The organism is Sphingobacterium sp. xlx-96, from assembly GCF_011007365.1.
In the GTDB taxonomy this organism is placed as follows: Bacteria; Bacteroidota; Bacteroidia; order Sphingobacteriales; family Sphingobacteriaceae; genus Sphingobacterium; species Sphingobacterium luzhongxinii.
Map to the genome: position 1 here is coordinate 149,229 of NZ_WFKM01000007.1, position 23,706 is coordinate 172,934.

Here is a 23,706-nt window from a genome sequence, read left to right on the forward strand (position 1 = left end):
TTATGAAGAAGATAGTTTTATCGATAGCCTGTATAGGTATAGCTTTTGCCGGTTTGGCGCAAGACTCTAACCTATCGAATAGCACAAAGCCTGTTCGCAGCAAGACGGATCAACCGCCTATCGATGGGTATTATAAAAATACGGATATCGAAAACCGAAAGGTAATTGATTATGCACCAATCCGACAGACGGATGTGTTCTATCGGAAGCGTGTGTGGAGAGAGCTTGATCTTCGGGAGAAGATGAATCAGATCTTTGCATCACCTAAAGCGCGTCTGATGGACATTATCGTCAAAGCAATCCAAGCAGGAGAGCTGACAGCATATGATCCTACGCCGACGGCTGATAACCCTACGGGTGATAATTTTGAACTCATGCAGATCTTACCTATAGATCAGGTAATGGCTCGTTTGGGTGGAGATAGTGTATTGGTAGAGCAGTTTAACGAAAACAACGAGGTTATTAGCTCTAAGTACGAGAATCGTGCGTTTAGCGGCGAAAATGTGCTGAAATTTCGGATTAAGGAAGATTGGATCTTTGATAAACAGCGATCGGTCTTTGAACCCCGTATCGTAGGTATTGCGCCGCTTATTACACCGCAGGTTCCCGGTATGGAAAATGCCGTACAGCAGGGAGCTGTAAAAAATGCAGCAGATAGCTCTGACCCGTTTGATCCATTTGCCGTGAAGCCAGAAGGTGCGGTTAATAATACTGCTAACGAAAACTCGACTACTCCAGAAAATGTTCCGGCATTGCCGGCTACAGATCCATTTGGACCGGTAGTGGATGCTACACCGGCATTTTGGATCTATTTTCCAGAGGCACGACATGTATTCGTGAATAAGGAAGCAATGAATAGACATAATGCCGCTACAGGGTTGAGTTATGATGATATTTTTATCAAACGCCTGTTTTCCAGTTATATAGTAAAACAGGACAATCCGGAGGATATGCGTATTAAAGATTACATACAAGACGATATTGAGCGATTGTTTGAATCTGAGCGTATTAAAAAAGTAATCATGGATTGGGAGCAAGACCTGTGGTCTTATTAATAAAATAATCACTATTTCTACACCTTGATGCTTAGATTGTTTCTAAATAAAGACGGGAAAAATCAATGATGGCATTAAAAGTGTGGAAATATTTTTTTTAAAAATATCCGTTTTTGTTACTTTATAGTATAGAAGGAAATAAACTAGAAATCTTGTGAAACTACAATCTGTCGATAAAATATCGGGAATCGCTCCAAAGGATTTTGTGAGAGATTACCTCAATAAGGGACAACCTGTAATCATTAAGGACTTTATAAGCAAAGATAGTGCATGCTGGTCTAAATGGAGCTATGACTATTTCAAAGAAGTAGCTGGAAGCGAAAAGATAAATGTTTATGGTAAAGAGGAGGAAAGTCAAAACTATGCGGCAAGTCCTCCGGTGGGTAAAATGACGTTTGCGGAGTACCTAGATAAAATCAGTGCAGAACCGACGGAGCTTCGTCTTTTTTTATTCAACCTTTTGAAAATCAGGCCTGAATTAAAAAAGGATGTCGTTTATAACGATGTGACTGGGGGGAAGGTAATACAAGGTCTACCTTATATGTTTTTTGGAGGTGAAGGATCTGCAACGCGAAATCACTTTGATATCGATATGTCGCACGTGTTCATCTCTCAGTTTCAGGGATATAAGCGGATTTGGTTGTTCCCCAATGATCAATCGGATTTAATGTACAAATTGCCTTATAATTTTCATAGTATTGCCAATTTGAAGCACAGCAGTACCGACGATTATCCGGCTTTGAGATTGTTGGACGGTTACGAAGCGGTGATCGGTCCGGGCGAAACCTGTTATATGCCAGCAGGCTGGTGGCATTATATTCAGTATGAGACAGAAGGTTATTCTATATCCGTTCGTGCACTAGCGAATTCCTTAGGAGAGAAATTAAAGGGTGCGCGAAATCTATTTATAACACGCCACTTTGACGATACTATGCGTAAAATATTTAAGGATAAGTGGTTGGATTATAAAGTACAGATCGCTACACGTCGGGCTGAGCGAGCGATGAAGCGCCTCAAGATGAATTAATAGATGGAAAGCGAGTTCGTTGTTAGAGCTCGCTTTCTTCGTTTATACGGACTGCATTCCGATAGAAAAGTGTATAGGGATCTGAGGGGTATATATGTGCATCTGGATTGTGTCGGAACGGAACATTTGGATTAAAGATCTCTTCCAGTGTCATTCTTAAGAAATCTACAAAATTTGCCTTTTGTTCGGCCAAAAAATCCCCTTCCATTAATGTGCCATAACTGCCGTAAAACAAGGTGCCTTCGTCACGCATCTTACGTGCTACATATAAATGGGGTTCCAATCCTCGGTGACCAGTGACCTGCTCAAATACATGCGTATAGAAAAGTGTCTGCACTAAGGCTTTGTTTTCCGTATTAGCAGACAATACCTTTTCCATGCTGGAGAATTTGACAGCATCTGCTCCTGTTTTGTAATCGACGATACGTGTTTTGACCTCTCCTAAATCTGTAACTACCTGGTCGACACGGTCAATAATTCCAAACAATGCTACTGCCTCAGGCCGATCGTTAATGCTAATCTCGAAATCGATCGTATAGTCTTGATCATTTTCTAATTCAACAATACGGAAAGATTGATAATGGTCTATATCGTATTGCAGGTACATCTTGACGTATTCACACCCTATCTTGTGCATGATCGTTTGGAGGCTATTGAGTTCCTCCACAGATTTGAAGGTGCTGTGGTATTGATTTCCAATTTCCTTTAAGACCAAGGATTCAATAGTCCCTATTTTCTCTTTTAATTCGTTGGTAGACGTAAATGCCGCTATACCTTTGTAGGGAAAGAGGATTTTCTCCATCACTTCGTGAATCACAGTGCCAAGACGGTTCATTTCAAATTCCTGTGATATAGCAGGTGGTTCTTTTATTTCGGCTACATGTTTTAAGAAGAACTGCAGCGGTGAAGCCAGATAGGTGGTCAGAGCGGTAGCTGATATTCGACGTTTGTTTCGTACGAAAGTGTTGTACATCTTGTCCCATATAGCCTCCGTTTTTGGGATGATTAGTTCTGGTGAAGCGGAAGGAAACTGAATGTTCTGTTGCTGCTGGTGCTTCGCAAATTGAAACTGACTTTCAAACTCCAATTGGCGGATAAAACGGCTTTCCTCCCCGGAGCTGCTCTCATCGACTATGCTATTGTAAAAAATGCGGATATTTTCACTATACTGAAAATGCCTGTAGAAGAGGTATGCGGTCAAGGCGTCCTGATTTTCTAAAATAGGCAGTCCATAAGCCCGGCGTAAATTGTTTGGTAGAAATGTTACACCGGCTGATGTTTTTGGTAAAATACCCTCATTTGCACCAAGAATATAAACATGGTCGAAGTTAAGACAACGGCTTTCCAATAATCCCATGATCTGTAATCCATCTAATGGATCTCCTTCTATAGCAGAATTGATCGTAACGATGGCTTTTCGGATCAGACCTATCTGGAAGACAATGCTCAGCTGTGGTATTTTTGAAAATCCCAGATGTAATTGATGGAGCACTTTTTTTGTCTCTATTAAGAGGTTGGCATCGATTTGTTTAATCTGGCTATCTAGCGCTAAGGAAAGCAGTAGGTTGTCTAAGATATGGATGAGCGTAGGGATAACATCCTTTGGTTGGTTTAATGGCCTGAAAAAATGGGGGAGTGAGCTGCTGCTTATTTGTATGTCTTCTAATCCGATCTCAAATAGTTGTTTTTCCGTCACAAATTCCTGACAGGATTTTTTTTCCTGTGCTGAAATCCTAGTCATAGGGTTGTTGAGAAAGCTCTCTAGATATTGGTAGGGTATCTTGTTCTTTTTGAGATGCGAAATATCTTCATGGACGTCCATCCAAAGACTTAGTACACCGAATATTGGCGATTGTGTCAAGGGAAACCCAGTTGTAATATTTACTTTTATATCGGGAAGACTTTGCAGTAGAGGGACTAATAGTGTTTCGTCCGCTAATAGTATAGCAGCGCTCTTGCCTTCCAGATCTTGCTCTAAGAGGATCTGATGAAGCAGCTTTGTCTGGCTTACTTTTCCCGTCGAAGCATAAAGATGGACGGCGTCTTTTCGGTTTCCAATAGAATTGCCGCTATCTTTGATAGCGTTTATTAACCCCGTTTGAAAAATATTACGGCGAATAAATAATCCGGCTTCCTGTTGCGTGTCCTCTAGATAATAAGTGTCTGTATCAAAGTAGAATAATGCACGATCTTCTTCTTGCCAACGTTTGAATAGTTGCGCTTCTGCATTGTTCAAAGCATTGAATCCTACAAATAGAATCTTTTTATACGAAGCTAAGAAATCAGGATTGTCCGTAGTCCGCTCTACAAGATTGCGATAAATTGTAGGAAAATTGCTCTGTTTCAGAGACTGTAGCTTGGTTTTGAAATTCTTATAAAGTACAGGTAGTCGTTTCCAAAGTTTTAAGAAACGTTGCTGCACTCCGGTATGGCCTGCCATATTGAAAGATTGCCAAAACTGCCGGATAAAGTTTTGTTGTTCGGTTGTTAGGTGTTGAAATTCGATATCAATACGACTGGTGTCGTATAATTCCATGAAAATATGATCAATATTGACCAGATCGTAGTCCAATTGACTAAAGTCACTTAAGATGATTTCTGCAATGGGATAAAATTCTTCCAGTGATTCAGGTGTCAATCCTTCTTGCTCTAGAAGTTCGTTGTGCAACTCAAAGAGGTAGAAAAATTGTGTCAGTTGACTAACTTGTTCAGCGTTGGACGAAAGCGCAAAGAATTCCTGAATAGTAAAGAACTGAGGGGACCAGATCGCTTGCCTGTAAGTGTCTGCGAGATGTTTCTTCAGGTAGGTAATGGGACGCTTATTGTTAAAAACAATAGCTATTTCAGAAAGGTCATTACCGAAACGCTTCTGAATATCTTCGGCGACTATTTTTAAAAATGGAACCATGTTTATAGTATTGAGATATAAGATATGAGTATTGAGATATTACTTTACCTACTTGACTTCGAGGAGCTCATTTATTTTGGCATAATACAAATAGCCCTTGACTTGTTTGTAACCTAGATTTTGAAGTGCTTTCATATACTGGTCTACTTGTGTTTTATGCTCGATATAGTTGTCACTGGTGAATTTGAAGTCCAATACGATGGTTTCTTCGGTATTGGTAAAAACTTTATCGGGTCTTAAGGTTCTTCCATCGGAAGTAATTATAGCTGATTCATTCCAAATTTTATGGTTGCCGATGAGCCAAGGGTGGATTTGGGGATGATGCCAGATCTGGTGGATTTCCTTTTCTAAAATTTCCTTGTTTTCAAGAGCAAGCACACCTTCATCTATGTATCGTGCTATAATGCGGGCTATATCACTTTCTTTAGAGGCTTCCGCCATTATCTCGTGTGCTAGTATGCCATATTGCGAGGCTTTTTCCATCATGAGGATGGTATTGATGGTCCTTCGGCTTGATTTGCTTAATGCTGTTTCCAGTGCTTTGGAGATGGGGTAGCTTTTTAAAGCAATGGAAGAAGCTGTATCGCTAACAGGAATAGACTCGGTGGTTTTTGTAATAATCTGGTCTATTTTTATGCGACCTTCTTGCAGTTGAAATGGAGCACCGTTATATTCCAGCACTTGGTACAACACATCTGAGATCAGTTCATTTTTAATGTCTAACCCGGTAATCGCACCAGTCTTTTTATCTACCACTTCTTTAAAGCCTGGAGCTGTAATATAGAGATGTTCGACGGCGCGTGTGGTAGCTACGTAAAGGGTGTTGAGCGCATCCATGTAGTTAAATAACATTTCTTCATAGTACTGCTTGTAAAAAATTGAACGACCGATATTACTGTTGTATTTGATCGGTATTTTACCCAGTTGTGCAAAGGGAGAGTTTTCGGTATTGATCCAAAAGTCGCCATTGAGCATACCATCAATTCCCCAAGCACAGAAAGGGATCATGACGACATCATAAGCTAGTCCTTTGGACTTATGTATTGTGGTCACTTCAATAGCATTGATTTTGCCACTGGATGGGAGGACTACTCTGTTGCCATCCTCTTCCCAAAAATCAAGGAATTGCGTGATTCCTCTTTCTCCACTGGACGTAAAGTTGCCCACTACATCCTTAAAAGTAAGGATATACGGTAGGTGTATATTGTTCTCGGAAGTGAAACCATAGATCTCTATAAGCTTCTCTACCAAGTGGATGAGGGGGAGTTTTTGCCATGCCCCCCAGTTTGTGAGGAGTTGTTCTGGCAGTATTCCGTCCAACGATTGAATGTCATTAGCCTTGAACTGCAGCCATACTGTAGAATCAAAGGCTTGTCCGGTCTGGATTAACTGATATAGATAGGCTATACGGGCATGATGAATGATATGCAGATCTGAGTTATGGACAAATGCTTTTAGTGTTTCTGTCAGCAAGATTACGGCGTCATTTGATGCTAAAGCTAGCGCATCTCCTGAAATAACATCAAAAGACAGCTCGTGTACATTCTTGTATTCCATTAATTTCTGGATGACGAGCATGGCCTGTGCATTGCTTCGAACTAATATGCCAATTTGTTTGGCCTTATATCTTTTTGAGGTAATCCATTCGCCTATCTTTTGACAGAGATTATCCGTCGCTTGCTCTAATACCTGATTGGCCCTGAATCGGCCATCGTTGACGGGGAGATAATCAATCTCGATAGAGCCTTGTTCTGCGGGGGTGTTACTTTTTTGTTCAGGAATGAGCTGACTGCTGTTTTCATAGGCTCGAATGAGCATGCTGTCATTCTGTTCATTACGCCACCAACGTAGCCCTTCGTCAGAGAGTTCGTCGGAGATTTTGTCATTCAGTACCTGCTGTAGATGTCTTGGAATTTGTTCGTACACATAGTTGTTGAACCGAATGATATTAGGAAGACTTCTGTAATTGGTATCTAGTATACCATTCTCGATAAAAGTTTTCTTTGTTATTTCGGATAGATGAAATGAGTTGCTGACTTGATCTTCTACTTGCTGCAATAGGATCCGCCAATCGCCGTTACGCCAGCGGTAAATACTTTGTTTGACATCTCCGACAATAAGGTGTTCATGTTGCTTTCCTTCCGTATTACCAAGTGCATTCAATAATAGCGGACTATAGTTTTTCCATTGAATCCGGGAAGTGTCCTGAAACTCATCAAACAGGAAGTAATTGTAGCGATTACCTATTTTTTCCCAAATAAAGGTCGGATCGTTGTTGTTGTCAAGCCCCAGCTTGTTTAATAGAATCTGTGAATCTGAAATCAACTGCGCAGCATTTTCTTTGCGCCAGATGCTTAAAAGGTCAGACATTTCTTTTAGCAGTCGGAGGTAATATAAGTTGCCTTGAACGGCCTGATAAGCGATGTATATAGGTGTCAGGTTTTGGAGTTCTATAAACTGTTGTAATACAGGTTGAAATGCGTGTATGTAATCGTGCTGTACGTTTTTATTTACATCCGTAAATGCTTCTTCATTGTCAATAAGTGCTATAAATCGTTCCATGACTTTGTCGAGGTCTGATAAGGAGAGCTTATGGACACGAGGGGATACCTTGTACGCTGAGACCAATTTGTTGCGGGATTTGCCCTTCATGTTATCCGCTTGGATCTGCAATGTTCGATAGGTATCTTGAAAAGATGTTATCGTGTGGCTGACAGCATCTAGATAGGATTGGGTCTTGTCTATGACCTCTGTGTTAAGCAGATTGAATACCTGGTTGGTATCTGCCGATACCAGAGCACCATCGAACTCCTGAAAATTTTCGGAAAAAATTAAACCCGCTAACTGTGCAAGTTGATTTCTGTAATTCCAATTCTCGTTATTACTGATTTTTTTTTCTGCATAACCAATAATCCAATCCAATAGATCTGGTCGTTCATCTAATAACTGATTGAGCATGATGGTTAGATCGGCCTTCACCTTATTGGTGTTCATTTCGATCTTATAACCCGCATCAAGGTTCAATTCGTAAGTAAACGACCGGATTACCTTCTGAGAGAATCCATCAATCGTACTGATGGTAAAGTGGCTATAGTCGTGTAAGATTTTTCGATATACACGGTGTGCTTTTTGTTGAAGTGAGGCTGCGTTCCAGCTTGGATTCTGTTCAATTAACAAATCTCTGAAACTTTTTATTTTTCCGCTGTTATCACCGATTGCCAAACCTTGTAACACAGAGAGAATACGTTCTTTCATCTCTGCCGTAGCTTTATTGGTAAAGGTAACGGCTAAAATCTCACGATAGCTGTTTTCATTGACCAGTAATAGGGATAGGTAATGGAGGGTGAGACTGAAAGTCTTACCAGAACCGGCAGATGCTTTAAGAATTCGGAGAGGAGCGACATTGTTCATCCTACAAAGTAAAAATTAAAAATGGGAAATTCAAAAGAGACTTTAAGCGATAAGCAATAGGCTATAAGCTAATTATTTTGGAGGGTAGACTTTTTGCCTATAGCAGTATTAAGTGATTAAAAATCAGTTTGTCTTTTTAATTAACTTCGTTGAACTCGCAAGCTCGGTTTTTATTTTTTACTTTTTATTGTTATCTTTGCGTCCCCTCTTACATACAGTACGGGGGATATGTTGAATACATAAATAATAATTAAACATGGCAACTAAAATCAGATTGCAAAGACATGGTAAAAAAGGAAAACCTTTTTACCACGTAGTAGTAGCAGACTCACGTGCACCACGTGATGGTAAATTCATCGAGCGTTTAGGTTCTTACAACCCAAACACTAATCCAGCAACTATCGTTTTAGATTTCGAAAAAGCTTTAGATTGGATGAACAAAGGTGCTCAACCTACAGACACAGCACGTGCTATCCTTTCTTACAAAGGTGTGTTGTACAAAAAACACTTGCAAGGTGGTGTGAAAAAAGGAGCTTTTGATGAGGCTAAAGCTGAAGAGCTTTTTACGAACTGGGCTGAAGGTAACACTGCTAAGATTGAAGGTAAAAAATCTGGTCTTGCAAATGCTAAAGAAGAAGCTAAAAAAGCAGCTTTAGTAGCTGAGGCTAAGAAAAAAGAAGAAAAAGCTGCCGCTGTAGCTGCAAAAAATGCACCAGTAGAAGAAGTTGCTGAAGAAGTAACTGAAACTGCTGAAAACACAGAAGAAACTGAAGGTTAATCTTTCATAAAGTATTCAAAGAAAAATGGTCGGTTCATATTATGGGCCGACCATTTTTTTCTGAAGCTGTATATTTTATTGATCATTTCATGTTTTTTAAGGAGTCAATGAGCTCGCTTCGTTCGGACCATAGGCCATCAAGAACTTTCATCTCCGTTGATGATTCATTGGAATCATGAAAGTTTTTCTTTTTTAATTTTTATTTTTGACTTTTAATTTGATAGAATGACCATAGAAGAAAGCTTTTACATCGGATATGTAAGTAAAACCAGAGGACTCAAAGGGGAGGTGCAATTGTTTTTTGAATTTGAGGATTATAATGAACTGGACTTCGAGATTATCTTTTTAGAGGTGAATAAGAAGTTGGTTCCTTATTTTGTGGATCAGATCAAGCTTCATAACAACAGTACCGCATATGCTACATTTGAAGATGTAGATCATATTGATAAAGCGCAGGTGTTGGTCCGTAAAAAAATGTACCTGCCGAATGATAAGATGCCGGAACGGGATCCAGATGATTTCCGGTATACAGATTTAGTGGGGTACTTGGTCATTGACGAAGAGCATGGTGAACTCGGAGAAATTATTGAAGTGCAGGAGATGCCGCAGCAGTTTATAGCTACGGTAGATATCGATGGTAAAGAATTGATGTTTCCACTCTCCGATGATTTGATTCTAGGGATTGATCCCGATGAAGAAATCATTGAAGTAGAGCTTCCTGAGGGATTGGTCGATCTGTACAAAGAGTAATTTTTTACTTTTTCATTTTTACTTTCCACTTTTAACACCGATATTAGCAGAGCTTATAGAGAAAGGCCGAGGGAATAGACCCGAAGAAGCCTTAGCAACCTGACGCTGTTCAAGGTGCTACATTCTATCCACCAGTTGGCGGAAAAGATAAGCTGCAGAATCACAAGGTCTTTGTGTGCTTTCTCTTAGCCTAAAAACAATTGTATGAAGATTATCGACCATATTAAACAGGCTGATGGGAAGACTTTGTTCTCGTTTGAACTTCTTCCGCCTGCTAAGGGCAAAGGGATCCAAAGTATTTTTAATACAATGGATGAGTTAATGGAATTTAACCCTCCTTTTATTGATGTGACTTATCACCGGGAGGATTACCTGTATAAGGAACATGCTAATGGTTTGTTAGAGCGTGTTGCCTATCGTAAACGCCCTGGAACGGTAGCGATATGCGCCGCAATAATGAATAAATATAAGGTGGATGCTGTACCTCATCTTATCTGTGGTGGTTTTACCAAAGAGGAAACAGAGAATGCATTGATAGATCTAAATTTCTTGGGTATTGACAACGTTTTGGTGTTACGGGGAGATGCCCGTAGGGGAGACGCTGATTTCATTCCTACGCCAGGTGGACATGCTTATGCTACGGATCTATTACAGCAAGTAAAGGATATGAATGGGGGGCATTACCTGCATGAAGATGTAGAGAGCTCGGAACAGACGGACTTTTGTATTGGTGTAGCTGGCTATCCTGAAAAGCACTTTGAGTCGCCGAACTTTAATACGGACTTCAAATGGTTAAAGAAAAAAGTGGAGATGGGAGCAGAATTTATCGTGACCCAGATGTTCTATAATATTGATAAGTACAAAGAGTTTGTCCTTAAATGTAGGGACAATGGTATTCATGTGCCTATTATTCCAGGATTGAAGCCCTTGACTTCAAAGAAGCAGCTGATAGCTTTGCCTAAGATATTTCATTTGGATATTCCAGAAGAGTTGAGTGATGCTGTGGATGCATGTAAGACTAATGTAGATGTGCATCAGGTCAGTCAGGAGTGGATGGTGAATATGTGTCGGGAATTGATCGATTTTGGTGCTCCAGTATTACATTTTTATACGATGAGCAGCCCTGGGCCCACAAAGCGGATTGTCGAACAGTTAGCGTAAATGTTAAGGATTATTGATCAATGGTTGATTGTTAATTTTATATGTTTGTATTTGAAGAGCGAAGCAATCTATCCTATCAGGGGGTAGATTGCTTCGCTTCGTTGTATTTGTGTTAAAATTTGTTAACAATTGGTTGTTATGAAGCGTGTTATGTAGATTTATTTACTGATAATCTAAATTAATGCACGGATGACTTATAACAAAGCAAATAACTTGATCGGCTGGCTATGTGGTCTCGTGGCCGCAGCGGTTTATATCGCTACGGCCGATCGGTTTAATAGCTGGTGGGATACGGGGGAGTTCATTGCCTCGGCCTATAAGCTACAGGTCGTTCATCAGCCAGGCGCCCCATTGTTTCTTCTTATTCAAAACCTTTTTTCGAATCTGGCAATGGGTAATGTCTCGAAAGTTGCTTTTTGGATGAATGTGGGGTCTGCGGTATGTAGCGGACTTACTATTGTTTTTTTATTCTGGACGATCACCGCGCTATCAAAAAAGGTGCTTCTTTCCAGTGGAAAGGAGTCGACTGATATGGCTAGTTTTCAAATACTGGGTGCGGGAGCTGTAGGAGCTTTGGCATATAGTTTTACCGATAGTTTTTGGTATTCGGCCGTAGAATCAGAAGTGTATGCTATGTCGTCCCTATGTACGGCCATCGTATTTTGGTTAATCCTGAAATGGGAGTCGAGAGTAGATCAGGAAAATGCCAATAAATGGTTGTTGGTGATCGCTTTTGTGATCGGATTGTCTATTGGTGTACATCTATTGAATCTTTTGACAATTCCAGTGCTGGCTTTGATCGTGTACTTTAAAAAGGCAAAACAGGTTAATTGGCAGGGGACGCTTAAGACGATCGGTGTGGGAATAGCGTTACTTGCATTTGTTTTGTGGGGCGTTATCCAATATTCGGTTAAGATAGCTGCTTATACAGATCTATTCTTCGTAAATAGTCTTGGAATGGGATTTGGATCTGGGATTATATTTTTTATCCTGTGTCTGGTAGGAGGTTTAATTTCCGGGATTATTTATGCTAAGAAGAAAGCTAGGCCAATTCTCCAGCTTTCATTATTAGCGGTTTGTTTTGTGTTTTTTGGTTTTAGTTCATATGCAATGCTTTTGATTCGTTCGCAAACGAATATTTCGCTGAACAATGGGTCTCCAGATAATGTGTTTTCTTTTCTGGGGTACCTAAGTCGTGAACAGTACCAGTCTGAACCATTATTTAAAGGGCCTTCTTTTGACGCCAATGTGGTTGGACTGGAAAAATCACATTCCTATTGGGAAGGGAATGGCAAATATCGTCAGGTAGCGAGCAGTAGCTCGTACAAATACGATAAGGAAATGCTTTTTCCTCGTTTATATAGTGATAAACATGCTGATATTTATAGTTATTACCTTGGATTAGATAAAGGTGTAGCACCTTCTTTTGGGGATAATCTGAAGTTTTTCTTTTCGTACCAGCTTAATCACATGTATCTACGTTACTTTATGTGGAATTTTGTAGGTAGACAGAATGATGAGCAGGGACACAGTGGTGATATTTCTGGTAATTGGCTGTCGGGCATCACACCGATAGACAATATGTTTTTGGCAGGGCAGTCTAAACTCTCTGATGCAATGAAGGCTGACCCCTCGCGTAATGTTTATTTCTTTGCGCCTTTTATTTTAGGGATAATGGGGCTGTTGTGGCATATCAAACGAAGTAAGCGGGATGCTCTTGTTGTGGCATTGTTATTTTTTTTTACGGGTATAGCAATAGTTCTTTACCTGAATCAGACGCCGATGCAACCGCGTGAACGGGATTATGCTTATGCGGGTTCTTTTTATATGTTCTCGGTTTGGATCGGCCTTGGTGTATTAGCCCTGACGGATCTACTGAAGCGCTACTTATCAATTAAGAGAGCAGCGATCACTGCTTTTTCGTTAGCTACGGTGGCGGTACCTGTTTTGTTAGTTTCTGAAAATTGGGATGATCATAATCGGTCCGATAGGGAATGGACCAGAGATATGGCCTACAACTACCTGCAATCTTGCGAAGAGAATGCGATCTTGTTTACGTATGCGGATAATGACACGTTTCCGCTGTGGTACCTACAAGAAGTAGAGGGAGTTCGGCCAGATGTGCGAATCGTGAATTTGAGTTATTTACAGTCGGACTGGTACGTGAAACAAACGATGAAAGGTATAAACCGTGCTGAGGCTGCACCGATCCAAATCGATGCTAAAAAGATTGATAAAGGTATTCGGGATGTGATGTATGTGCATGATATGGGGATAGAGGGGCATGTGGATGTAGATACATTGCTTGATATTATGCTGTCGGATAATCAGAATAACCAACTACCCTTACAAAACGGGGAATTTGTAAATTTTTTGCCGACAAAGAAAATACGGCTAAAAATAGATCGAGAGGCGGTAATTCGGAATAAGGTCGTGCCCAAGAGTTGGGAGAATGCTATTCCTGAAACAATGCAATGGACTTATAATAAAGAGTATGTGTCTCGTGCTGAACTTGCGATGATGGCTATATTAGTGAATAATAGGTGGGAAAGACCTATATATTTTGCAAATATGTTATCCTCGGATAATTTTATGGGATTGGATCGGTATTTAGTAAATGAAGGGTTAGTATATCGTCTAATGCCTATAGAAGCACAACAGCCGGATAGTCAGATCTCCTTGGTGAATACAGATACCTTGTACAAAAATATTACGGAGAATTTTCGGTGGGGTAATATAGCACAAATGAAACATTTTGATCAAGATTACCGTTCTTTTGCAAATCGGTATCTGTTTGGTGAAACTGTTCGGTTGGCCTTGGATACGTTGCTTCAGGAAGGGGATATGAAACAAGGCAAGGATGTCGCGCTGTTGGCTTACGAAAAAATGCCAAGGAAAATAGTAAATATGGAGCACGTATATGATAATGTGATAGTGGTGGACACACTTTTCAAAGTGGAAGAACAGGAGCGGGCATCTATTTTAGCAAACAATAGTTTGAAGTATATTGATGAGCAATTGCGATATTACGAAAGCGTGGGAGATAAGCTTAGTACATTTGATGTAAGGAATATGCGATTGGCTGTAGAATCGTTGGAAAGCTTCAAGCGAGTCGTGCACAATGCGAAGAATGCGGATTTGATTGCGCGGGTTCATGGGATAGAACAACGTTACAAGGAATTGTAACAATAAAAAAAGGAAGCTTGATCAAGCTTCCTTTTTTTATTATTATCCTTTTTTGACCTCTTTGGCCCAAGAGTCTTTTAGCGTTACCGTACGGTTGAATACTAAGTGATCTGGGGTCGATTTTGTGTCAAGGGTAAAATATCCCATACGTATAAATTGATATCCCTTTCCTGGAATTGCGTAGTTCAGATCGGGCTCAATATATGCATTTTCGATGATGTGCAAGCTTTCTTTATTGATAGATGCTTTGAAATCTTCTTCTGCTGCAGGGTTTTCGACTTGGAATAAGCGATCATACAATCTAACTTCTGCTTTTTTTGCATGTGCTACAGAAACCCAATGTATAGTTCCTTTTACTTTTAATCCGGAAGTGTCTTCACCGGATTTGGAGTTGGGAATATAGGTACAATGTATCTCTGTGACTTGTCCATTTTCATCTTTTTTGAAATCATGGCACTCCACAATATACCCATGCTTAAGTCGGACAGATAGTCCAGGTCCTAAACGGAAGAATTTTTTAGGTGGTTCTTCCATGAAATCTTCGCGCTCGATCCAAAGTTCCTTTGAAAACGGAATCATTCTACTTCCTTCTCCTCCTTCTACTTCGGGGTTGTTTTCACCATGTAGTTCTTCTACCTGTCCATCGGGATAGTTGGTGATCACCATTTTGATAGGGTCTAGAACGGCCATTCTACGCCATGCAGTTTTATTCAGATCCTCACGGATACAGAACTCCAAGAGACTTACATCAATCATGTTTTCCCGCTTTTGTACACCGATGCGTTCGCAGAAGTTGCGGATACTGGCAGGTGTATAACCTCTTCTGCGGAATCCTGAAATGGTAGGCATCCGTGGGTCGTCCCAACTTTCGACGTGTCCTTCAGTAACTAGCTGTAATAGTTTGCGCTTGCTCATCACGGTGTACGTCATGTTGAGGCGTGCAAATTCGTACTGATGCGAAGGGAAAATCTCTAGCTTTTCAATTAACCAATCATACAACGGACGGTGAGGAATAAACTCTAATGTACATACAGAATGGGTTATTTTTTCAATAGAGTCAGATTGTCCGTGAGCAAAATCGTACATCGGGTAAATACACCATTTGTCACCAGTACGGTGATGGTGCGCATGTTTGATACGGTACAATAAAGGATCACGCAAATGCATATTAGGATTTGCAAGATCTATTTTGGCTCTTAATACCTTTTCACCATCTTTATATTTGCCGTCACGCATCTCTTGGAAAAGCGTTATATTTTCCTCAATAGACCTGCTGCGGTACGGTGTAGGTACGCCAGGTTCTGTCGGTGTTCCTTTGGCTGCGGCAATTTCTTCAGCTGTACTATCATCAACATAAGCCAGATCATGTTTGATTAATGTTACAGCATATTGATATAGCGTTTCGAAGTAATCGGAAGTATAAAGCTCTTCGGCCCATTGAAATCCTAACCACTGTATGTCTTTTTTTATGCTTTCAACGTATTCGACGTCTTCGGTAACAGGGTTGGTGTCATCAAAACGTAGATTTGTCTTACCCTTGTATTTCTGTGCTAATCCAAAATTTAAACAAATGGACTTAGCATGACCAATGTGTAGGTAACCATTGGGTTCAGGAGGGAAACGTGTTAAAACACGACCATCATGGGTTCCATTGCGAAGATCCTCTTCGACAATTTCTTCAATAAAATTTAGTGATTTATCTTCCTCTATCATGTAGCAAAGTTACTTAATAAAGCGTTAAATTTTAGCATTGATGGAGATGCCTATTCAAAAAAAAAAACAAAAATACGCTTCGTTTCTTTTTTGCGTAAACAGCTTCAGTTTTTTAGATAAGTTTTATGTATTTTAGGGTATGACAAAGTTAAATGTTACGATTATTGGATTGCTATTATTGTTGCAGGGGCTGCTTCCTGCAATGGCCAAAGAGGTGAAACCTGCCTTATTGGTGTATGGGAGTAACATGGAGGCTTTTGCCGCTGCATTACAGGCGGCACGGTCAAATGTACCTACGCTGTGGGTGTGTGATCAGGATAGCTACCTAGAAGACTTGAGCAGCAGACCGCTATCCGTTACTTCGAACGAGGAACTGTTGGGTGGCGTGTGGAAGGACTTGTTAATAGAAACAGGGCAGCTTAAGGTAAAAGATGATTCTACCGTTGCAGCCTTTCAAAGAGATGTGAATCCAAGATTGTTACGGAATGCTTTAGAACGGATGGTCAGCAAGCAGAAGAATCTTACGCTCTTAACCGGGCTTAAAATCTTAAATTTATCAAAGGGAAAGAAGGACTTAACTGTGACGCTGTCGAACAAACGAAAGTATGCTGTGCGAGCCATGGTAGATGCTAGTTTGGAGGCAGAGTCTCGGAAGTTTCTTGTTTCTACAGATCTGTTTGCGAAGCCTTCGCGGATTTTGGCCGTATCTGAAATGACAGATGAACAGCGTCGAACTTTGGTCGCAATAGGTGAGCATGGAGGGGTTGTGTATGGTTATACTTGGGGTAATCTGTTTTCTAGAAGTGTTTCTAATGTGTTCTATGTTAATAGTCTTGTTCAGGTAGTGCTAGATGATAATAGTTTGCCTTTACGGGCTAATTTGGGGCAAGCGATCGGTGCCTCGGCGGCTTACTGTGCTTTCTTTAAAACGGATGCTGGTAAGGTGGATGTAAGGAAGCTGCAAACGGAATTATTTGCTTTTGATAGTCGTATCTTACCGTTTTTGGATATTACTTCTTCCGATAACAACTACAGGTGTTTACAGAAGATTTTTTTGGTGTCTCTGTTGCCGTTGAAAAACAACGGAAATGAGCTTGTATTTGGGGGAGAGGGATTTGTGGGACTCAAAGAGGTCAAAGATGTCTTTAATAGTTTGTATTCGCGTAGTCAATTATGGTTCGTTGATAATAGCTCAAAAGAATATTTTGAACTAAAGGATCTTTTAACCTTAATCAAGTATGTGTCTTTTAGAGGGGACGAGGTGGATCGCGAAGTAGAAAAGGAATGGTCTAGAAAGTTGAAGTTTGAAGGGGACTATGATCCGAGTCATATGGTGACCCGATACGAATTTGCAGTGCTGGTGGATAGGTATGCAGATCCTTATGTTAAAGCAGTTAATGCAGAGGGTAAGATATTGCGATAGGTTCGATTGATGCCTATCGCAATATCTTGCTGTCTACTCCGTAATTTCTAAAAGACGATCGCGCAATAATAAACACGCGCCAATTGCTGCAAATTTCTGGTCATTGCTGGACATGACTATTTTGGTGTCTTTATTGACGATAGATAAGGAGTATTTATTGATAGCATTTTTTAAGGGAAGACTTAGGTATTCATCCGAAGCGGCTAGGACACCTCCAATTATAATTAATTCGGGGTTGAATATGTTAATTAAAGCAGCTAGGCCTCGACCTAGCTTTTCGCCAATCTCATTAATGGCTTCGATGCATAAGGTGTCGTCCTTTTTTGCTGCTTGAATAATGTCATGTAGACGAATATCCTCTACCTCATGGAATTTTTTTGTTAGGGTACTGGTTGCGCCCTTTTTTAATTGGGCGATTATGCTGCGACGTAAAGCATGTCCGGATGCTTCAGTCTCTAAGCAGCCCTTTTTGCCACATTTACAGATAATATCGTTGTCAAAGATAGGGATATGTCCGAATTCTCCCGAAAAACCAGATTTTCCATAGTAGAGTTGGTTATTTATGAGAATGCCTAAGCCAATCCCATTGTCCACATTGATAAATAAGGCGTCTTTTTCGTTCGTTAGGATACCGCTGGAGAATTCACCATAAGCAAGTGCCTTGGTGTCGTTTTCTAAAAAGGTGTGAATGCCCAGCTCTTGTTCAAAGAAATTTGATAAAGGATCTTCGTAAAAATTAAAGTAACTGTATGAATAACCTGTTCTGTAGTTGATACGGCCTGATAGATTGACTCCAATTCCTAAAATTTTTTCTTTTTTAATGTTTAGTTTGGCAATAAAGTCTTTTATTTCTTTGCAGATATCCAGTAAAGACTGTTCGTTGTTCTCTAGTGTGTAGGGGATGTCGTGTTTGCTGGCAACGAGCCCTTTTTTCATATTTATCATGGCAATGCTCAGGAAATCATGACCTACCTGCACGCCTATAAAAAAGGCCGAGTTGGCTTCTAGACCGTAATTGTTGGGCTTTCTACCAACGTTTGAGGTTTGCTTACCGTAATCTTTAACAAGTTTTTCATCGATAAGTTCAGTGATACACTCGTTTATTTTTGGGATACTTATATTGAATTCTTTGCTGAGTTCAGCTATTGTAGCGAGGTCATGGGAGGCGAAGTAGGCTAGAATTTTTTTTTTAAGTTTTATATTCTTAAAAGCGACACCACTTATATTGGCATTATGTAAATCTGTTAAAAAGTTTGATCCCATCTTAAAAATGATTACCCTATTAATAGTTGGGATAAATATAATAAAAAAAGTTACGGAATTTAAATGTCAGTTCCAATATAGGGTGTGCTGAACGTATTATTATTAAAATATTTTAATAATAAATTGGTTGTTAGTTTTTTTTTTGATAAAATTGAACTTTCTTAATAATCATTTTAAAACCGCATATCACTATTAAATTGGAAAATAAAAAGGCTTTACATCCAATGTATTGGATACCTACTACTTGGTTTGCTATGGGGCTGCCCTTTGTTGCAGTGTCTGGTGCTAGTTCTATTATGTATAAAAATATGGGCGTATCTGATACACAGATTGCATTTTGGACTTCGCTTATTATGATACCCTGGACATTAAAACCACTTTGGGGGCCGTTTTTGGAACTATATAAGACGAAAAAATTCTTCGTTTATATTACACAGATATTTACTGGTATATTGTTCGGTTTGGTGGGGTTGACGTTGCAATTGGATCATTTTTTTAGTTTTTCGATTGCGATATTGACGATTATAGCTTTGAGTGGGGCTACCCATGATACGGCCGCAGATGGTGTTTATCTCAACGAGTTGTCTGCTAAGGAGCAAGCTAAGTATGTTGGTTGGCAGGGTGCATTTTATAACGTGGCTAAAGTTTTCTCGGGTGGTGCACTGGTTTATTTGGCTGGACAGTTGGAGCGTGAAGTCGGTATTCATAATGCATGGATGATCGTTATGTTTGCTTATGGAGGAATAATGTTGCTATTGGGATTCTATAATATGCGTATGTTGCCGTCCACCGAATCGGCTGTGAAATCGTCTACTTTTAAAGAAGGTATGACCACATTGAAAGATGTCATTATAACTTTTTTTCAGAAGAAGCACATCTGGTTTAGTTTAGCATTCATTGTTTTCTATCGCTTCGCTGAAGGGCAGGCCATTAAAATAATCCCTCTTTTCTTCAAGTCTTCGCGTGCGGATGGGGGATTGGAACTGAGTACATCGCAGATTGGTCTATTGTATGGTGTTTTTGGAGCGGTCGCCTTTGTTTTGGGATCTATTGTCGCAGGTAATTTTATTGCGAAGAGTGGGTTGAATAGAAAATCGCTTTTGATTCTCTGTACTGCATTTAATATTCCTTTTGCTGCTTATGCGTTTTTGGCTGTAGCTCAGCCAGAAAACCTCTATATTATAGGGAGCGCTGTTGTTGTAGAATATTTTGGGTATGGATTTGGTTTTGTTGGACTGATCTTGTTCATTATGCAGAATATTGCGCCAGGAAAATATAAAATGGCACATTATGCTTTTGGGAGCGGCCTGGTGAACCTGGGATTTATGATTCCATCGATGATCAGTGGCTGGTTGAGTGATATGATGGGGTATAGGGAGTTCTTTATTTGGGTAATGATTGCGACGATACCGGCTTTTATAGTGACTTGGCTGGTACCGTTGAAGAAGCCTGAGGAATTGGAAGAAGTGAAAGAGAGTTAAATAGTTTTTTGTGTCAGGAAGATCTCATTGTTATAAAAAGCAATGAGATTTTTTTTGTTTATATAGTATTTTATTTGCTTAAATACTGTTTTGTTTATGTTTATTATTTGAGTTACAAACTTATATATTAAAAAAAATTATAAATAAGTTGATTGTTTGATATTTTATTTCTTATTTTAGCTAAAGAATTATAGAACTAAATAGTATGATGTAAGAACGGTTAACCGAAAACTTGAATTTTTGAACCCTCTTATAAACTTTGGCAAACTCCTATCAATTGAAATGGGGATGATGCTAACGTTTTCCAGTGCTAACTCTTATATAAACTTAAAATAATGGATGTAAATTTACTGTCTAAGACAACACAAATGTGGGGTAGATATGTACTGTTCCTAGTACTGATATTCTCTACCCATTTAGCGTTTTCTCAAACAAGAATCAGTGGAAAGGTGGTGGATGAAAAAGGTAAGCCCATTCCAGGGGTGTCAATTACCTTTGGAAAGGGGGGCGTGAAATCTATCTCTGATGCGGAAGGCGGATTTTCTGTTACTTCTGATGTAATGCCTACTGAGCTAAGCGTTTCTTCTTTAGGTTATATCACGCACAAAACGTTGGTTGAACGAGCGCAAAGTAATATCATGATTACTTTAGAGTCTGAGGATAAGTACTTGGATGAAGTGGTTGTGGTAGCTTATGGGACGCAAAAACGTAAGGATCTAGTTGGTTCCGTTGCACAGATTAAAGGCGACGAATTGCGGAAGACTTCGACCATGAACTTGAATAACACCTTGGCTGGAAGGGTGCCCGGAGTGGTTGCATTGCAACAATCAGGACGTCCTGGAGCTGATGGTGCTGGTTTGAGAATTAGGGGATACCAAAGTTCAGGAGGTTCTTCTCCTGTGGTAATTGTGGATGGTATTCAACGTGAGTCGTTTGGGTATCTTGATGCGGACGAAATCGAAAGTATTTCTTTTCTTAAAGACGCTGTTTCAGCAGCTGCTTATGGTATTCAAGGACAAGCTGGTGTTATCATCGTGAAAACTCGTCAAGGCGTTAAGGGAAAGGCACAGGTAACTTATAATGGCTCGTATGAGGTTGGGCAGAATACGCGGTTTCCAAAGTTCTTGAATGGACCGGATTATATGGAGTGGTATAATACAGCCACAGAGGTGGATAATGATTATCTGAGCAATACTGGGGGAACACCTGTTCCCTTGTTGTATTCTAGAGAACTAATAGATGCTGTCAGAGATGGAAGTAATACAAATCCTCTTTTTGGCAACACAGATTGGTTGGGTATGTTGGTCGGAAGAAATAGTCGATCCCAACATCATTCTGTAACTGCTTCAGGAGGCGGGGAGAATACAAGATATTTTACGTCTTTATCACATTTTGATCAAGATGGTGTAATAAAAAAGACAGATTTTAAGCGTTATAATGTACGCTCCAATCTGGATTTTGAGGCGAATGAGTATCTTTCATTTGGGTTAAATCTTGGACTGAGACAGCAAATTACCAAATTGCCAGGATATGCTCCTGACAATATAGCGTATATGAATCCTTTTTATCAGGCGGTGCGGATGTTGCCAAATCTCCCTACCCATGCGCCAAACGGATTGCCTGTTAGTTATAATTCAAATGCTGGTTGGGTAAATCCTGTTTCCGCAGTTGAGGAGTCTGGTTACCAGAATTATTGGGCTAATATTTTTCAAGGTACTTCGCATGTATTATTTAAAGTTCCAGGGGTGAAAGGACTAGAAGCTAAGGTGGTCGTGGCCTATGATTACAATAATCAGGAAGCTAAGTCATTTACTGGGCCTTATTCTACCATGGGGAGAGCTCGTGAACAGGTAACGGGGGATTTTACTTTAATTGAGACAGCTCCGGGAATGAATAAGACAACATTGAGACAATCGTTTAGTAAAACGACAAGGTTGGCTTTTAATCCAAGTTTGTCCTATAATACGACTATAAATGATGACCACAGTGTAGGGGCGTTGTTACTTTATGAATGGTCTCAGAAGAAAGGTAATGTTTTTTCGGCGGGAGCGTCAAATTTTCCCATTGATTTGATTCATGAAATTAATTTCGGTAGCACGGATGTAAATGACATTATCAATCCAACAGGAAGTGCAAGCGTCGATGATTCTAGAGCAGGGTATGTGGCTCGGGTAAATTATGCCTATAAGGGCAAGTATTTGTTTGAAGGAACATCACGATGGGATGCATCCATTAATTTTGCGGAAAAGGACAGATGGCGGGCATTTCCAGGAGCTGGTGTGGCCTGGGTAGTTAGTGAGGAATCATTTTTTAAGGATAAGTTTACTTTTATTGACTTTTTTAAATTAAAATCCTCATATGGAAAATTAGGTAATGATAGGGAGCGATATGGAAGCTATGCCTATAAATACACCTTTTCTAATGTCAGAGCAGTAAACGTGATTGGTGGCGAGGTTGTTTCAGCAGTATATACCAATGGGTTTCCCAATCCAGATTTACAGTGGGAAGTTACGGAAAAGACAAATGTTGGGTTGGAATCTACCTTCTTGAATGGGAAGTTTGGATTTAATTTTGAATGGTTTTACGAGTATACAAGTGGAATTTTAGGATCGATAGGAAACCTATATCCTCCTACTATAGGGGGATATCACCCTTCCCTATACAATATCGGAGAGTTTGATAATCGCGGTTTTGATGCACAGCTACGCTATAACCAAAAATTTGGCGGTCTTGATGTTCGCTTGGTAGGTAATGTCACTTTTGCTAAAAATAGGTACTTGAAGTTGAACCAAGCTGCGAATACGCCGGAGTGGCAAAATTTGATTGGGAAACCAAGGGGAACCAAAATAGGTTTTGTAACTGATGGTTTTATTGACACATGGGAGGAAGCCGCTAATACTTCTTCGCCATCTGGGGGGATCGTTGCACCTGGTTTTTTCCGGTACAAAGATTTGAATGGTGATGGTAGAATAACCAGAACAGATGATATGACTTATATCGGACGTTCTAATATGCCTGAACTGTTATACGGTTTGAATATTGATTTGGCGTACAAAGGATTTGATTTCTCAGCATTATTGCAAGGAGCTGGGCGTTCAAGTGTCAGCTTAGCAGGTACATACGAAGGCTCGTCAGGTACATCAGGGATTGACGATAATACACCTTTTACCCGTACATTCTATGGCTACGGTAATTCCCCTTATTTTTTAGTTGAAAACGCTTGGCGTCCAGATAATACCGATGCTGAATTCCCGAGAATGACAGCCTATAAAGCACAACTGTCTTCACATAATGCCCATATCAATTCGGGCTGGATTCGGAAAGGGGATTATCTGCGAGTGAAATCATTACAGTTGGGCTATACTTTACCTCAGGATTGGACCAAGCAAGCTAAGATTCAAAAAGTACGTTTAGTCGCTACAGGTTCCAATCTGTTTACGTTCGACTACTTAAAGTATTTGGATCCGGAGATGCCCAACGTAAATAATGGATTTTACCCGCAACAGCGTGTTTTTTCTTTTGGTGTAAATGTGACCTTTTAAAAGACTAT

Annotated in this window: 13 protein-coding genes and 1 riboswitch; of the genes, 9 read left to right on the plus strand and 4 right to left on the minus strand. The window is 40.0% G+C overall.

The genetic code is table 11. The features are described 5' to 3' along the window. The first annotated feature begins 2 nt into the window (after positions 1–2). On the plus strand, positions 3–1,055 hold the full coding sequence (gldN, locus tag G7B20_RS10845; RefSeq protein WP_164111130.1) for a gliding motility protein GldN: 1,053 nt from the start codon (positions 3–5) through the stop codon (positions 1,053–1,055). A 154-nt stretch (positions 1,056–1,209) separates the two neighbouring features. Continuing rightward, positions 1,210–2,082 carry a cupin-like domain-containing protein gene (locus G7B20_RS10850; protein WP_164111132.1) on the plus strand — a complete coding sequence of 291 codons (873 nt, stop codon included), beginning with the start codon at positions 1,210–1,212 and terminating at the stop codon, positions 2,080–2,082. A gap of 22 nt (positions 2,083–2,104) precedes the next feature. Here G7B20_RS10850 and G7B20_RS10855 read toward each other — a convergent pair whose 3' ends face one another. Continuing rightward, positions 2,105–4,990, minus strand: coding sequence for a PD-(D/E)XK nuclease family protein (locus G7B20_RS10855; protein ID WP_164111134.1), 2,886 nt, complete (start codon positions 4,988–4,990; stop codon positions 2,105–2,107). Positions 4,991–5,038: 48 nt separating this feature from the next. Next, positions 5,039–8,401, minus strand: a complete 3,363-nt coding sequence (locus tag G7B20_RS10860) for a UvrD-helicase domain-containing protein (protein WP_164111136.1) — start codon at positions 8,399–8,401, stop codon at positions 5,039–5,041. A gap of 256 nt (positions 8,402–8,657) precedes the next feature. Here G7B20_RS10860 and G7B20_RS10865 point away from each other — a divergent pair, with 256 nt between their 5' ends. From G7B20_RS10865 to G7B20_RS10880, 4 genes are all read left to right on the plus strand, one after another. Continuing rightward, entirely contained in the window at positions 8,658–9,179 is a 522-nt protein-coding gene (locus tag G7B20_RS10865) for a 30S ribosomal protein S16 (RefSeq protein ID WP_164111138.1), read from the plus strand. Between the two features lie 225 nt (positions 9,180–9,404). Further along, positions 9,405–9,929, plus strand: coding sequence for a ribosome maturation factor RimM (gene rimM / locus G7B20_RS10870; RefSeq protein ID WP_164111140.1), 525 nt, complete (start codon positions 9,405–9,407; stop codon positions 9,927–9,929). A gap of 50 nt (positions 9,930–9,979) precedes the next feature. Beyond that, positions 9,980–10,083: riboswitch (SAM riboswitch) on the plus strand. 50 nt (positions 10,084–10,133) lie between these two features. After that, entirely contained in the window at positions 10,134–11,090 is a 957-nt protein-coding gene (locus tag G7B20_RS10875; RefSeq protein ID WP_164111143.1) for a methylenetetrahydrofolate reductase, read from the plus strand. A 189-nt stretch (positions 11,091–11,279) separates the two neighbouring features. Continuing rightward, a complete protein-coding gene (locus tag G7B20_RS10880; protein ID WP_164111145.1) occupies positions 11,280–14,276 on the plus strand; it encodes a protein O-mannosyl-transferase family in 2,997 nt (998 codons plus the stop codon). A 42-nt stretch (positions 14,277–14,318) separates the two neighbouring features. On the opposite strand, the gene G7B20_RS10885 is transcribed toward G7B20_RS10880, so the two are convergent. Beyond that, positions 14,319–15,989, minus strand: coding sequence for a glutamine--tRNA ligase/YqeY domain fusion protein (locus G7B20_RS10885; protein WP_164111147.1), 1,671 nt, complete (start codon positions 15,987–15,989; stop codon positions 14,319–14,321). A 139-nt stretch (positions 15,990–16,128) separates the two neighbouring features. Here G7B20_RS10885 and G7B20_RS10890 point away from each other — a divergent pair, with 139 nt between their 5' ends. Then, complete coding sequence (locus G7B20_RS10890) at positions 16,129–17,412, plus strand: FAD-dependent oxidoreductase (protein ID WP_164111149.1); 1,284 nt, start codon at positions 16,129–16,131, stop codon at positions 17,410–17,412. Between the two features lie 33 nt (positions 17,413–17,445). On the opposite strand, the gene G7B20_RS10895 is transcribed toward G7B20_RS10890, so the two are convergent. After that, positions 17,446–18,675 (minus strand): ROK family protein, encoded by a 1,230-nt coding sequence (locus tag G7B20_RS10895; protein WP_164111151.1) that lies wholly within the window; start codon positions 18,673–18,675, stop codon positions 17,446–17,448. 224 nt (positions 18,676–18,899) lie between these two features. Here G7B20_RS10895 and G7B20_RS10900 point away from each other — a divergent pair, with 224 nt between their 5' ends. Beyond that, a complete protein-coding gene (locus tag G7B20_RS10900; RefSeq protein WP_164111153.1) occupies positions 18,900–20,156 on the plus strand; it encodes an MFS transporter in 1,257 nt (418 codons plus the stop codon). Positions 20,157–20,491: 335 nt separating this feature from the next. Beyond that, positions 20,492–23,698 (plus strand): SusC/RagA family TonB-linked outer membrane protein, encoded by a 3,207-nt coding sequence (locus G7B20_RS10905; protein WP_164111155.1) that lies wholly within the window; start codon positions 20,492–20,494, stop codon positions 23,696–23,698. Positions 23,699–23,706 lie beyond the last annotated feature (8 nt).